Annotated in this window: 9 protein-coding genes; 2 read left to right on the top strand and 7 right to left on the bottom strand. The window is 63.5% G+C overall.

Annotation, left to right across the window (positions count from 1 at the left end; genetic code table 11):
• Positions 1-22 precede the first annotated feature (22 nt).
• From Harman_RS00500 to Harman_RS00485, 4 genes are all read right to left on the bottom strand, one after another.
• On the bottom strand, positions 23-1,057 hold the full coding sequence (locus Harman_RS00500; RefSeq protein ID WP_137681872.1) for an NAD(P)/FAD-dependent oxidoreductase: 1,035 nt from the start codon (positions 1,055-1,057) through the stop codon (positions 23-25).
• Between the two features lie 71 nt (positions 1,058-1,128).
• Positions 1,129-2,505, bottom strand: coding sequence for a hypothetical protein (locus Harman_RS00495; RefSeq protein WP_137681871.1), 1,377 nt, complete (start codon positions 2,503-2,505; stop codon positions 1,129-1,131).
• A 105-nt stretch (positions 2,506-2,610) separates the two neighbouring features.
• Positions 2,611-6,693 carry a beta strand repeat-containing protein gene (locus tag Harman_RS00490; protein WP_235007130.1) on the bottom strand — a complete coding sequence of 1,361 codons (4,083 nt, stop codon included), beginning with the start codon at positions 6,691-6,693 and terminating at the stop codon, positions 2,611-2,613.
• Between the two features lie 307 nt (positions 6,694-7,000).
• Positions 7,001-8,656, bottom strand: coding sequence for a tRNA uridine(34) 5-carboxymethylaminomethyl modification radical SAM/GNAT enzyme Elp3 (locus Harman_RS00485; RefSeq protein WP_137681870.1), 1,656 nt, complete (start codon positions 8,654-8,656; stop codon positions 7,001-7,003).
• Positions 8,657-8,763: 107 nt separating this feature from the next.
• Here Harman_RS00485 and Harman_RS21895 point away from each other — a divergent pair, with 107 nt between their 5' ends.
• Positions 8,764-8,898 carry a hypothetical protein gene (locus tag Harman_RS21895; protein ID WP_268812782.1) on the top strand — a complete coding sequence of 45 codons (135 nt, stop codon included), beginning with the start codon at positions 8,764-8,766 and terminating at the stop codon, positions 8,896-8,898.
• A gap of 152 nt (positions 8,899-9,050) precedes the next feature.
• The gene (locus tag Harman_RS00480; RefSeq protein ID WP_137681869.1) at positions 9,051-10,931 is read left to right on the top strand and encodes a methyl-accepting chemotaxis protein; all 1,881 of its coding nucleotides are present in this window, start codon (positions 9,051-9,053) and stop codon (positions 10,929-10,931) included.
• Between the two features lie 3 nt (positions 10,932-10,934).
• On the opposite strand, the gene Harman_RS00475 is transcribed toward Harman_RS00480, so the two are convergent.
• From Harman_RS00475 to Harman_RS00465, 3 genes are all read right to left on the bottom strand, one after another.
• Complete coding sequence (locus tag Harman_RS00475) at positions 10,935-11,423, bottom strand: cupin domain-containing protein (protein ID WP_137681868.1); 489 nt, start codon at positions 11,421-11,423, stop codon at positions 10,935-10,937.
• A gap of 40 nt (positions 11,424-11,463) precedes the next feature.
• Positions 11,464-13,668 carry a DHH family phosphoesterase gene (locus tag Harman_RS00470; RefSeq protein ID WP_137681867.1) on the bottom strand — a complete coding sequence of 735 codons (2,205 nt, stop codon included), beginning with the start codon at positions 13,666-13,668 and terminating at the stop codon, positions 11,464-11,466.
• A 64-nt stretch (positions 13,669-13,732) separates the two neighbouring features.
• Complete coding sequence (locus tag Harman_RS00465) at positions 13,733-13,996, bottom strand: hypothetical protein (protein ID WP_137681866.1); 264 nt, start codon at positions 13,994-13,996, stop codon at positions 13,733-13,735.
• Between the last annotated feature and the right edge of the window lie 4 nt (positions 13,997-14,000).

Here is a 14,000-nt window from a genome sequence, read left to right as displayed (position 1 = left end):
GCGGGCACCCAAAGGCGTTCCGTTAGCCGCTGTCGGCGATTGCCTCACCCGTCTCCAGTCCGTTCCGCAACGCCGCGTGGAGTCGGCCCTCGCCGGCCACCCAGTCGCCGGCGAAGTGGAGGTCGTGTTCGGCCGCACACGACAGCAGGTCGTGGTCGACTTCGCCTTCGGGCTGGGAGTAGCGCCAGTGCTGGTGATCGGTCCAGTCCGGATCGGCCAGTCGGTCGTCGTCAAGCAACCTGGCCGTCCGAGCCACGATGTCCTCGACGAGCGTATCGGGGTGTTCGTCGTAGTTCCCAATCGACCACGGTTCGTTCATCTGGACCAACAGTAGGGACTCGCCGTCGGGGACGTGCCCGTCCTTGCACTCCTCGCGGCCGATCCAGCCGATGTCGTGGTTCTTGTCGCTGTTGACCGCGGCGTACCACGGCACGTCGAGTTCGAAGGGGTAGTGCAGGACCCCGGCGATGACGGTCCGATAAGGGACCGAAGCGATTTCCTGCCGAAGCTCGCGGCAGTCGTCGTGGTCCCACTGGGACTGGCCAAGCAGGTCGGCTGTCTGCGGGGCCGGTGGGGTCAACAGTGCGGCGTCGAAGTGTCCCAGATCAGTCCCGTCGTCGTCCCGGAGCCGCCAGCCGTCATGCTGTCGTTCCAGTCGCTCAACGCGGACGCCGTTCTCGACAGTGGCGTCGGTCGCGTCGAACAGCCGCTTTGCGAGCTGTGTGATCCCCGACTCGTAGGTCCACTTGTGTTCGTCCGCATCCCGGCCGGGGTCAAGCGTTCCGTTCGCGTCGAAGGCGTAGATGGGATCGTCGATATCCACGAGCCCTTCCGTCGGGAGCGTCTCGGTGACCAGTTCCGTCACGCGGTCGTCGTCGGCCTTCAGATAATTCGCGCCGTACTCGTACGTACAGTCCCCGTGTCGACGGGTCGCGGCGCGCCCGCAGACGCCGCGGCTCTTCTCGAACACTGTCACGTTCACCGCTTCGTCGCGGAGCGCGTACGTCGCCGCCGCACCGGCAGCACCGGCACCGACGACTGCGAGGTCACGAGCCATACGTTGCTGTTGGTCGGTACCAGTAAAAATCCACCACACAACGAGTTCGGATCGCCCGCCTGCGATCCGGTTCAGCGCCCTCGCTGGCGTCGGATGCCCCGCCGCGTCCAGCCGATGACGGCCAGAACCGCGACAACCATGCCCGCTTGCACGAGTGAGAATCCTGGACCATCTGCCGCGGTCGTCCCCTGGTCGTCGCCGTCGGTGACGCCGGTCTCAGTAACCGATTGGTTTTCGACTCTGAGTTGGCCCGCCGTCTCGCCGTTGACCCGGACGGTTCCGTCGGCCGCTTCGAACTCGGTTTCGACGACCCGCTCTTCCTCAGGTTCTACAGTCACCTGATCCGTTACCACCGGTTCGCCATCGACCGTCACGGTCAGCGTCTCGTTGACCGGCTGCGAACGTGGGTTCCGGACTGTCGTTCGCACGGTCGTGTTGAAGCCCGACCGAACCCAGTCCGCTGACAGTGACGCGTCCGCTATTTGGACATCAGCGCTGCCTTGCCCCCCGGGAGTGCGTGCCTCGTCGGTGTCGATTTCCGTCCCGAACCCGGCGGTTCCGTTCTCGTCACCGGTCGCGTTATCGGCAGGCGCGCCGCCGCCCGCCGTCTCGTTCTCATCGTCGTCTGCTCCCGTGATGTCGTCGAGGAGTCCGCTGTCAGACTCGTCATCGCTGTCGTCCGAACCGCTATCGTCGTCGGAATCGTCCGAATCATCGGAGTTTTCGGAGCCGTCACTGTCACCGTCTGAGTCGTCTGAACCATCTGAGTCGTCGGCATCGCCATCATCGTTGGCGTCGCCATCGGCGTCAGAATCGTCTCCGTCGGAGTCGTCATTGTCGTCAGAGCCGTCATCCGCGTCGGTTTCCGCCTGGGTTCCGTTCTCGGTTGCGACACCAGTGGGTTCTTCGGTCTCGGTCGGTTGCTCTGTCGCCCCATCGTCAGTTGGTTCGTCAGTTTCGGTCGGCTTTTCGGTCTCGGTTGGTTCTTCGGTCTCGGTCGGTCCCTCCGTCTCTTCGATTGCTGTCGGTTCCGCAGTTTCTTCGGTCTCGGTCGGTTCCTCCGTTTCGGTCGGTTCTTCTGTTTTGGTCGGCTCTTCGGTCTCGGTCGGCTCTTCGGTCTCGGTCGGCTCTTCGGTTTCTGGGGATTCTTCGGTCTCAGTCGGTTCCTCAGTCTCGGTCGACTCAGCAGTCTCTTCGGTTTCCGTTTCTTCTTCAGCCTCCTCGTCGTCCGCTGTGTCCGTTTCGTTGACCTGCGCAAGGACTGTTCCTGTGTAGCGGTCAAAGATAGACGGACCAGTGGTTCCAGAGGTGCCTCCTGTGGTGTCCGACAGGGCGTTCTGGGGACCGGCGTCGGTAGCGACCGCGCTACCGGCAGCGAACACGGACGCGAACGCAACAGTGGCAAAAACCACAGCGACGGCAGTACAGAGTGTTCTGGCCTCGCTCATACAGGGATGTACGCGAGTAAAGGATTAGTTACGTAGCAGCCAAACCGTCGGTAAGGTCTTCCTTCTGCCACTGCAGTCGGTCGATACACCGGAACGCATCAACCACTACACTCGGCGACGAAGCCGGACGAGACCGGCACTCAGCGCGAGCACGATTGCGACCAGTTGGACGGTAAAGCCGGGTCCGGACGCGGAGACCGTTTCCGCGGCTGGCTCGGCACCGCCACCGCTTTGGTCCGTCTCGGCAGCCTCGCTCTCGCCGGCAGCCTGGTCCGAAGTGGATCCGACACGGAGGTCACCGGCACTGACGCCGTTGACCGAGACAGTGCCCTCGACAGCCTCGAACTCCATCGCCACTGTCGTCTGTTCACCGGCGTCAAGCTGGACGGTCCGGGACGCAACCGGGTCGCCGTCGACAGTGACCGTCAGCGTCTGCTCGACGGACTCGTCGGTCGGGTTCTCGACTGTCGCCCGCGCCGACGTGTTGAAGCCAGCACGGACCCAGTCGGCCGTCAGGGACGCATCAGTCACGGTGAGTTCGGCGGGTGTTGTCGTCGGCGCGTTCGAGGACGTGGTTGTCGTCGCGGTTGCCTCACCGTTCGGCGAGACAACGGCGATAGTTGCGAGACGCGGTGATGTGGCCCGTATGGAGTTGTTCGTCGCGGTGACGGTACTGGGTAGCTGACTCCAGGTCCCGTCGTGGTACTGGTACACCTGGACGGCGTCCATTGAGCCACTGGCCGGCAGTGCGGACTCGTTGAGCGCCAGGGTGTAGGTCGCACGGCTGATGTCCGACGGGTTTGTGCCGGACGTGACGGTCACGTACCCGCGCACGCCGTCTTCCTGGAGCGCGGTCATATTGTTCGGCGTGGCGTGTGGGCCGAGCATCGTCGTGTTGAACCCGTCGCTCTCGTTGGTCACGTTGAGTGAGAGCCCGGCGAGCGTAAACGCCGGTGCGGTCTCGGACGGGCCGGAGCGGCTCAGCGACTGGGTGACCGTCGAGTTCGCGGCGTCGGCGGTCACTCGGACAGTCACGCCGTTGCTGATCTCGGACTGTGAAATCGCGGGCGGTACCGCACCGCCGGCGTCATCGGTCTCGTCTGACTCGTCGCCGGCGTCGTTATTGTTGAAACCACCACCACCGCCTCCACCGCCACCACCGCCACCACCGCCACCGCTGCTTTCAGCCTCGACGGAGAGAGTGCCGGCAGTGACATTACCGACAGCGAGCGACCGGTCGCCGGCGTCGTCGAAGGAGATGCTGAACGTGACAGTCTCAGTCTGCCCGCCCGCAATTGGACCGACATCGCGTGACTTGACGACCTGGCCGTCTGCCAGCAACTCGGCCTGGTAGGTACCGTTCTCCGTGCCGACGTTTGCGATTGTCGCCGTCACGTCCGTCGAGTCACCTTCGTCGACAGAATCGCTGGTCAGTTGTGCGCTCTCTACCTCGAAGGTTGCCGGCTGGGTGACCATGACGGTCCCGCCAGCATTACCGTTGACCGACATCTCGTACTCGCCACCGCTCTCGAAGACGTGGACAAACGTCACCTCGGTCTGCTCGCCGCCCGAGAGGGTGACGTTCGCCGTGTTCACGATCTCGTCATTGGCCTGGAGTCGAACCCGGGATTCACCCTCCTGGTCACCGTTGTTCACGACGGTTGCGGTCACTTCGAGCGCATCACCTGCCCGAGCGTCCGTCCGATTCAGTTCGATGGCTCCCGTGTCGAAGGCGGCCGGCTCTTTGACCGTGACCGTGCCGGCCCGTTCGCCGGCGACATCAACCACGTAGTTTCCGCTGGCGTCGAAGGTGTGTTCGTACGCTATCTGAGTCGACTCACCGCCGGCCAGGCTCACCGCTTGGGTCTCGACGACGGAGTTCGCGACGGCGAACTCCGCCTGGTACGTTCCCGCCCGGTCACCGGTGTTCGTAACGGTTGCACTGATTTCGATGGACCCGCCTTCGGTGACAGTCGCGCTCCCGACCTGCGCATTGGTGATCTCGAATGTCGCTGGTTCGGTGACGGTCACGCTCGCCCCGAACTGGTTGTCGACGGCGATGTCCCGGGTCCCCGCCTCGCTGAACGACTGGACGAACGTGACCGTCGTCGACTCACCGCCGGTAAGCGTCACGGACTGCGTGTCTATCGTGTCGCCGTCCTCCTGCAGACGCACGTCTGCAGTGCCCTCCCCGTCGCCCTCGTTGCGGACCGTCGCCGTGACGGCTATCGGGTCGCCCGTATCGACAGCAGTCCGGTTTATCTCTACCGTCGTCGTCTCGAAGGTGGACGGCTCGGACACCTGAACGGTGCCGACGCGCTCACCGTCGAGGTCGATAGCGTAGTTTCCGACGGCACTGAACGTCCGGGTGAACGAAACAGTCGTCGATTCGCCAGGATCGAGTTCCACCTCCGTCGTGTCGACTTCCTCGTCAGATACCACCAGGGGAACCTCGTAGGTCCCCGCCCGGTCGCCGGTGTTCGTCACGGTGGCAGTCACCTCGACACTGTCGCCCTCAGCGACGGCTGTCGAACTCAGTGTCCGGTTGGACACCTCGAAGGACGCCGGCTGTTCGACCGTAATCGTCTCAGTTTCGCCGCCGACGGAAACCTCGAACTCCCCGGTTTCAGTGAACGTGTGTACGTACGTGTCCGTGCCGGATTCGCCCGGACCGAGGTCGAAGGACACGGCGCTGACAGACGCCCCAGCAACGGAGACGAAGATATCTCGCTGTCCAGCAACGGCACCGGTGTTCTCCGCGGTGACGGACAGTTCGACGGCTCCGCCCTCGCCGACCGTCGTCGTGTTCCAAGTGGCGTCCGTTATAGTGATATTCGACTTCCCGACGACCAGCGTGCCGGCGGATTCGCCGTTGACCGTCACTTCGTGCTCGCCATCGTCGATATAGCCGCCGTCACCGGTCTCTAAAACATAGGTTGTGGTGACGTTCCGCGTCTCTCCAGCCCCGACGGTTACCTCGTCAGTGTCGACGACCGTCACGTCCCGGCCGCCGACTGCGACGGTAATCGGGACTGTCGCCGCCGTTCCGCCTGTGTTTTCGAACGTCACCCACAGCTCGGGTTGAGGGGTCTGCATCTGGCCCGTATCGACTCGCGTGTCTATCAGGCCGGCGTCTTGCACCTGGATCTCCGGCGGTCCGGCCCCGCCGCCACTGTCACCGTCCTGTGCTTCAACGGTGAGCGTTCCGGCATTCGCGTTGTTGACCGAGATACCGTACTCGCCGCTGTCGTCGAAGGAGCGGCTGAAGCTCACTCCCTCGGAACTACCGCCGTCGACTTCGACGGACTGCGTGTCGACGACATCACCGTCGACGACCAGTTCCGCTTCGAAGGTCCCGTCCGCAGAGCCGTCGTTCACGACCGTCGCCGTCACGTCGACCGATTCGCCTTCGGTCACGGTGTTACTGCTCAACCCAGCGTTCTGGACAGTAAAGGAAGCGGGGTCGGTTCCGTCTGCGTCACCGACCGTGATGGTCCGTGTCTCGTCGGTGGTTCCGAACTCAAACTCCCCGGATTCGTCGAACGTGTGTACGTACGTGTCGGTCGCGGACTCGCCCGGTCCGAGGTCGAAAGACACCCCACTGACAGACTGATCGCCCACGGATATGAATATCTCCCGCTGTCCGGACACAGCGCCCGTGTTCTCTGCGGTGACAGTCAGTTCGACGGCCTCGCCTTCACTGACCGTCGTTGCGTTCCAGGAGTGGTCTGTAACGGTGATATCTGACTTCCCGACAACGAGCGTCCCGGCGGATTCGCCGTTGACCGTTACCTCGTGTTCCCCGTCCTCGATATCGCCGCCGTCGCTGGTCTCTAATACGTACGTCGTGGTGACGCTCCGTGTCTCACCAGCCCCGACGCTCACCTCCTCAGTTCCGGTGACCGTCACTTCCCGGCCGCCGACCTCGACGGTTATCGGGACAGTCCCTCCTGTGTCACCCGTATTTTCGAACGTGGCCTGAAGTTCGAGTTCCGGCGTGTTCATCTGGCCCGTATCAGCTCGCGTGTCGATCAGTTCGGCATCCTGTATCTGGATGTCCGGTCCCTCGACAGTCGGTGTCTCGTGATTGGACGCGGCCGCGACACCCGGCCCGGCCATCGGTGTCGACACCGCAACCACTGCCAGTAGCATCATCGCTGTCAGCCACAGGCCCGTAATCTTACCCATGGGTGGCCCGATGATATTGTGGTAATTAGTTAGCAGGAGTGAATCGACGGGTAAGGCGAGATTATAGCGCTTTATGGCCGCTATCGGCGGATCTCAACTAATAAGCGCCAACCCCATACATTACTGTTAATGGTATATTCACCCGGATGAATCAAACCAAGCGAAGAGTGGCTATACAGATAGTGACTCAAAGGAACACCATCTGCGCAATCACTGTTCGTCTCCCGTCGCGCGACGATCTGTCCCTGAGAACCCAACGTGTATCTATCGCTACAAGACGGTCTATCACAGCCAGATGGAACAGCGATCAGAGGCGCTTGCTCACGTACGGCCCGTCCTGCTTGTACCCCAGTTTCTCCCGGTAGTACTGCCGGACGCCGATGCCGGAGATGACGGCCAGCTTCGGGAACCCGGCGTCCCGGGCTAGGTCCTCCGCTTTTTCCAGCAGTTTCTTGCCGTAGCCCTTGTGCTGGTGGTCCCCGTCAGCACCCTCCTGTCCGACGCCGACGGCGTTGCCGTAGACGTGGAGTTCGCGGACGATGGCGGCGTCCTGTAGCTCGCGTCGCACCGGGTCGTTCGGGAAGCGAAGCCGGCAGAAGCCCACGAGCACGTCGTTCTCGAAGTCCTCGAAGGAGATGAAATGTTCCGTGCCGCCACAGGCCTCGTAGGTCATCACGTCGAGTTCGATGTTCTCGGCGGTTTCGTCGCTGTGGCCGGCTTCCCGACAGCGGATGCAGTCACACGTCCAGCCGTGTTCGTCCATCCGCTTCCAGGCGAGCTGGCGGAGGTTCGACTTCCAGACCCCGCCCTCGATGAAGTCCGCCGGGATGTCCCGCTGGACGCGCTGAAGGCGGGTGTAGCGGGGAATCATATCCTTGATTTCCGCGACCAGTTCGGCGGCCTCGTCGTTGGAAAGGGGGTCGAACTCGTCCTTTTGCCACCAGTCGTAGGTAACGGTTCCCTCGACGATCAGCGTCGGGTAGATCTTGAGGTAGTCCGGCCGCCAGTCAGTTCCCTCGAAGATGCGCCGGAAGTCCTCCAGACACATCTCCTTGGACATGCCCGGCTGGCCCGGCATCATGTGGAAGCCGACCTTGAACCCCGAATCGCGCAGTCGACGGTTGGCGTCGATAGAAGCCTGGACGCCGTGGCCGCGGTGCATCTCGCGGTTGATCCGCTCGAAAGTCGTCTGGACGCCCACCTCGACTTTCGTACCCCCGAGGTCCAGCATCCGGTCGATCTGCTCGGGGTCACACCAGTCGGGCTTTGTCTCGAACGTCGTGGCGACGTTCCGAACGTCAGCGGTTTCGTTCTCCGCGATAACGTCCTCAAGATAACGGAACTCGTAGTCGTCCTCGGCGAAGCTCACGTCCTCGGCCGGTGTCGGCTCTCCGTCCACGTCGAAGTCGTTCATCGCCTCTAACGCCCGCTTGACGAACCACTCCTGGTAGTCGTGGCTCCGGGCTGTCATCGTCCCGCCCATCACGATGAGTTCAGCCTTGTCGACGGGGTGGCCGATCTCCCGTAGTTGGTTGAGTCGGAGGGTGACCTGGCCATAGGGGTCGTAGTCGTTCTGCTCGCCGCGTGCGGCCGCGGGCTCGTGGCCGGTGTAGGACTGGGCGGAGGAGAACTCCGAATCCGGGCCGCCGGGACAGTACAGGCACTTCCCGTGGGGACACCGCTCGGGCGAGGTCATGATCGCAATCGGGGACACGCCCGAGGCCGTCCGCACGGGCTTGCGCTGGAGGACCTCCTCCAGCACCTCGCGGTGTTCCTGTGGCGCGTAATCGAGCAGCTCGGAGTTTTTCGGCACTTTCGGCGCGGAGTACTCCCGGCATACGTCGATCTTGGCCGACTCAACGTCGTCGCGCTCGACCTCGCCTGCGAGAATCCGGTCGACCAGCTCCGCACACACCTGCTGGAAGGTTTCTGTCTCGTCTGGGTCCGGCGTCTCCGTGCTCATCGGCGTTGTGCGAAATCGGCGTTTCGCCCGAATAAGCGTGTCGCTCGGGTATCGTCAGCGACGGGACGGCCGTGGGGTTCATTGTGCTGTCGTACCAATCAAGGAGTATGAGCGGCGAAACGGATGAAGCCGACACCCTCGACCGCCCGACCTTCCGCGGCTGCGTGTTCTGTTACAGCGCGGAGTGGGCGTACTACGGCGCGAAGAAGGCGGCCAGGTCGGTCTCATCGACCGACACCTGACTGGCTCCGAGCGGTAAATCGTAGTGGGGCGGAGTCGTGGTAGTGAACAACTCCCGTGTCGTTGAAACCGCGTCTCAGACTCTCATTTCCGTTATTTCGAATGATACTGTCGGGCGAGTCTTTTAGTCGGTACTCACCCGTACTGTGGATATATGCCAGATACCGCCAGTGGGACTTTTCGAGAACTGACGCCGAAGGCACGGCTCCAGGAGTTCATTGCATACATTCCGAGTGGTGACACGATCCCCGACGAGACGTGGCGCGGGCGACACCGTACCATCCTGGTTCTCCTGGTGGCCCACGTGCCCTTCCTGCTGGCACTCGGGCTGTATTCGGGAACCGAGTCGCTCGTTACGGGCGCGACCCTCCCCGAGATTGGCACGCTCCACGTTCTCGCCGAGGTCGGCGTCGTCGTTGCCCTCGCCGTCTTGGCGACGTTACCGTGGTTCGGCCGGCGGACGCGGACCGCCCTGGCAACGATGGGGCTGGTAACGACATCCGGCTTCCTCGTTCACTTCTCTGGCGGATATATCGAAGCCCACTTCCACTTCTTCGTCGTGATGGCAGTAGTCGCCGTCTACGAGGACTGGCTGCCGTTCCTTCTCGGTATTGGTTACGTCTCAATCCAGCACGGGATTTTCGGCATGATCGAGCCGAGCCGCGTCTACAACCACTCGGCGGCAATCAACAACCCGTGGGTGTGGGCGTTCATCCACGCGGCGTTCGTGCTTGGGCTGGCCGCGGCGCTGATGGCTCACTGGGCTTCGACCGAGCGGTCCCGCGAAGCGGCCGAAGAACAGCTCCAACAGGCTAAATCGAAGACCCAGGAGGTCGAAAACTTACAGGAGAAGAAAGCCGAGATGGAACGGACCATCGCCGAGGCCGAAGAGGCAAAAGCTGAAGCCGAAGCCCGACAGCGGGAAGTTGAGGAGTTCAACGAGCACCTCGAATCCAGGGCCGACGCCTACAGCGCGGCGATGTCCCGGGCGGCCGACGGCGACCTCACGGTTCGGATTGAGCCCGACAGCGAGAGCGACGCGATGGCACAGATCGCTGCGTCGTTCAACAAGATGATGACGGAGACGGAGTCGGCGATGGAGGAGATACAGTCGTTCTCACGGGAGGTCGCATCCGCGAGCGACCAGGCCACGGCCGGGACAGATGAGGCCACAGCGGCCAGTGAGGACATGAGCGACTCGATTCAGGGTATCGCCAGCGAGGCGGTGGAACAGCGGGAGATGCTCGAAACCGTCTCCGGTGAGATGACCGACCTCTCGGCGACGGTCGAAGAGGTCGCCGCATCCGCCGAGACTGTCGCGGAGCGGTCCCGCGAGACAGCCGAGATATCGGCTGCTGGCGAGGAGACGGCACAGCAAGCCATCGAGGGGTCCCGAGAGGTCCAGACAGCGATCGATTCGACCGTCGAAAACGTGGAGCGGCTGGACGAGAAGATGGCCGAAATCGGCGACATCGTCGAACTCATCGGCGACATCGCCGAGCAGACGAACATGCTGGCGCTGAACGCCAACATCGAGGCCGCACGCGCCGGCAACGGTTCGGGCGGCGACGGGTTCGCTGTCGTCGCGGACGAGGTCAAGCAGTTGGCCGAGGAGACCCAGGCCTCGGCGACAGAGATCGAACAGCTCATCACGGAAACCCAGGCACAGACCGAAACCACAGTTTCGGAGGCACGGGGAGCCAAACAGGACATGCAGCAGAGTACCGAAGCCGTCAAAGAGGTCGTCGATACGTTCACGCAAGTGGCTGAAAACGCCGAGGCGACCGACAACGGCATTCAGGAAATCAGCGATACGACCGACGACCAGGCCGCCACGACCGAGGAGGCGGTATCCATGGTCGAGGAGGCCGTGGACATCAGCGAGGCGACCGCCGCGGAGACCGAGACTGCCTCCGCAACCGCACAGGAACAGGCCGCGTCCATGTCACAGGTCAGCGCCAGCATCGACTCGCTGGCCGAGCAGTCCGAGCGGCTCCAGGCGATGCTGTCGGAGTTCGAGGTCGGCAGCCGCTAAGGGTCACTCCTCCCAGTACTCTTTCTCGGCGTTGATATCCAAATACGTGGACAGCGTCCGGTCTGCTTTCTCGCCACCCGGTGGCGACCCGGCGTACAGCCCGACCATGTCTCGGTCAGGGTAGACGGTGATATCCGGTTCATTCATCGTCGAGACCATCAGCAGTCGGAGTTCCGAGTCGCCGGCTTCGATTTCGTGGGCGCTCTCCTCGCCGGCCGGGAGCGCGACGTAATCGCCCGGTTCGAGCGTGTGTTCCTCGGCATCGGGACCAAGTCGGAGCGTGCCCGTTCCGCCCCGGACGAATATCGCCTCCTCGTTGCCCTCGTGGTAGTGGCGCACCCAGAGTCGCTTGCCCGGCGGGACGGCATAGAGGCTCGCGCCGAGTTGCTCGCCCCCGGCGGCGTCACCGATCTGCTTGCGCTTGAACGTCCGGTCGCCGTGCTCGTGGTCGGTCCAGTCGAGGTCGGCTTCGTTGACGGGGCCGTCGCTCATGCCCGAGCAGATAGCCGGCAGGGAGAAAAAATTGCCTGCGTTACAGCTCTTCGGCCAGCACGTCGAGCGTGGCGTCGAGGACAGCCGGTCGCTCGCCGGCCAGGTAGCGGATGGTGCCCTCGCGGACGCTCCGCGTCGCGACGCCGCCTTCCGGCACGCGTTCACTGACTTCGCTCACCAGCTGGTGCAGGTCCAGGTCGCCGTCGGCGCGGACGTACATCGTGTCCGTCGAGATACCGAGCACGGCGTCGCTCTCGTCGCGAACGTCGCGGTGGAGCTCATCGAGCAGGAGCGATTCCGGCGGGAACTCGTACTGGTGGGTAAAGGCGTCCGTATCGAGGACGGCGATGTCCACGTCGTCCACGGTTCGGTGGTCCAGGTTCGCGCGGGCCGTCGACACCTCTTCGTCGACCTTCTCGCGGAACTGCTCGGCGATGTGGCCGGCCAGACCGCCCACGTCCTCCTCGTCGTCGCCGAACACGAGGTCGGTGATGAGTTCTCGCTTGTCCTCGTAGGACTGGTAGTGGGCCTCCAGTGCGACGGCCTCGCGCAGCTCCGACACCGCAGTCTCGTCGTAGCCGGCCTCGCTGGCGGCTTCGACGTACGGCTCGGGGATATCTTCCCAGAAGCTCACGGCCGGCAGATGTCCAAGGTCGTCACGAACGTCCTCGTTGACGTGTGCGGCGACGTTGGCCGCCAGCGCCGTCGACGTGGTCTCGGAAACGGCGTCGGCCGAGGGCGAGACGACAGCGTCGACCGTGTCGACGACCGCGCCGTCGACATCGATGTCGTCGATGACGACGCTTGGCGCGCCGTAGACGTTCAGCAGGTCGAAGCCGTCGAGGCTCTCGCGCGTGCCGCCGGCGGCGACGAAGACGAACAGCGGGAGCTTCTCCTCGTGGCGCTCCCGGTTGTCGAGCATCGTCGTCGTGTCCTTCGTCGCGTCGTCCATGTCGTAGACGCCGCCCTCGATGGGTCGCCGGTCGAAGTAGTGGTACTTCGCGTCGGCACGCCGGTGCTGGTCGGTGACCAGCGGGAGCGCAGCCCGTTCGAGCGCGCTGCCGGCGAGGTAGCCGTCTGCGGTGTTTGCGTGGCGGACGATGACCGGGCGGTCGGTCAGCACTGCCTTCCGGATCTGGGTTGCCGCTTCGACCAGTTCCTCCGAGAGGTCCGCAACCGCCGTATCGTCGGCGAGCGGTTCGGCCGTCTCGGGTCGTGCCTCGTCGTCGAGGGCGTCGGCGAGTCGCTGTTCGACTGCCTCGCGCTCCTCGGCTTCGAGGACATCGAGTTCTTCGGTCTCAACCTGCAGTTCACCGCGACGCTCGCGGACTTCGCCCGACAGTCGGACGTAGTCGTCTTCCTCGACTTCGGGGTAGGCGCGGACGCCAGCCTCGACGAAAGCCGCACAGTCGACGGTACCGGTCTCGTCCTGCAGTTCGAACACCGTCGGCCCGGAGGTCTGTCGGATGCCGACGACTTCGCCCTCCAGTCGAACGTCCGCACCGACGTGGTCACCGAGGTCGCCGATAGCCGCGGAAACCGGCTCGGTAGCAGTCGCCTCGTCCGTCTGGTCCTCACTTTCGTCGCTCTCTGTGTCGGCTTCGCCTTCGGACTCGGTGACGACAGCCGTGTTCGATCCGCCGTCGTTGCCGCCAACGGCCGCGGTGCCTTCGACGCGGTCGTCGTCGCTGGCCCGGCTGACAGTGCCGGCGCTTGTGGTACTCTCAGCGTCAGACTGGCTCGAATCGGTATCGTCCAAACTCGATTCGTTGTCGCTCTGTGCCGTGGACTCGTCAGTTGAGGGTTGCGACGCCGTCTCGTCCGAATCGTCAGACTGTGACTCGTCCTCGTCGTCTTCGTTCTCCAGCAGGACGGAGTGGCCGATGTCCGGGTCGTCGACGAGGACGCCGCGGAACTCGCGTTCGGACTGGCGGATCGACCAGCCGAGGTCGACGTTGCCGTTGTCCCGTACGTTCTTGACCTGGACGTAGACGGTGTCGCCCGGTTCCCAGTCGAGGGAGTCGAGCCGTTGGTCCAGTTCGCTCCGGTGGAGCAGCCCCGTTACGCTGTCGCCGATGTCGACGAAGACGCCGAACTCGGCGAAGCCGTCGACACTGCCGCGGTAGTAGCGGTCGACCGATAGCTGGTCGGCACGAGAGCCGCGGAACTCGAACAGGGCGTCCTCCTCGTGGAGGTCACAGATGCGTCCTTCGACAGATTTGCCGCAGATGATACACGAACCCATTACACGGTGCAAGCATGTCGGGCCTAAAACGGTTGTCGAATTCCGGACGAGCTAAACGCCCTCTCTAGTCGAACATCTCGCTTTCCTCTTCCAGCAATTCAAGGCCTGAAGCGACCGCTTTCGCCTGCTCCGGAAAGAGAGCGACCTCGACCTCGCTCCCCTGTTCGTCTTCGAAGGCAATTTTCACGCGCTTGTCGCCGTATTCCCGAACGTCAACGCCCTCCACGTCGTACATCTTGATGGTCGCTTCCTTGTTCGACGGCCCGACGCTCTTGAACGCCCCGTCTTTGAGTTCCAGCATGAACTGGTCGATGTCGATACTGAGCATCGTG

The sequence above is a fragment of the Haloarcula mannanilytica genome, assembly GCF_005406125.1.
GTDB lineage: Archaea > Halobacteriota > Halobacteria > Halobacteriales > Haloarculaceae > Haloarcula > Haloarcula mannanilytica.
Note: the sequence above shows the minus strand (reverse complement) of the source record. Positions and strands in the feature narration are given on the sequence as shown.

Excerpts from the sequence above, each read along its gene's own strand:
- Harman_RS21895 (WP_268812782.1), top strand. The coding sequence starts at position 8,764 with ATGAGCGGCGAAACGGATGAAGCCGACACCCTCGACCGCCCGACCTTC.
- Harman_RS00465 (WP_137681866.1), bottom strand. The coding sequence starts at position 13,996 with ATGCTCAGTATCGACATCGACCAGTTCATGCTGGAACTCAAAGACGGG.
- Harman_RS00480 (WP_137681869.1), top strand. The coding sequence starts at position 9,051 with ATGCCAGATACCGCCAGTGGGACTTTTCGAGAACTGACGCCGAAGGCA.
- Harman_RS00470 (WP_137681867.1), bottom strand. The coding sequence starts at position 13,668 with ATGGGTTCGTGTATCATCTGCGGCAAATCTGTCGAAGGACGCATCTGT.
- Harman_RS00485 (WP_137681870.1), bottom strand. The coding sequence starts at position 8,656 with ATGAGCACGGAGACGCCGGACCCAGACGAGACAGAAACCTTCCAGCAG.
- Harman_RS00500 (WP_137681872.1), bottom strand. The coding sequence starts at position 1,057 with ATGGCTCGTGACCTCGCAGTCGTCGGTGCCGGTGCTGCCGGTGCGGCG.
- Harman_RS00490 (WP_235007130.1), bottom strand. The coding sequence starts at position 6,693 with ATGGGTAAGATTACGGGCCTGTGGCTGACAGCGATGATGCTACTGGCA.
- Harman_RS00495 (WP_137681871.1), bottom strand. The coding sequence starts at position 2,505 with ATGAGCGAGGCCAGAACACTCTGTACTGCCGTCGCTGTGGTTTTTGCC.
- Harman_RS00475 (WP_137681868.1), bottom strand. The coding sequence starts at position 11,423 with ATGAGCGACGGCCCCGTCAACGAAGCCGACCTCGACTGGACCGACCAC.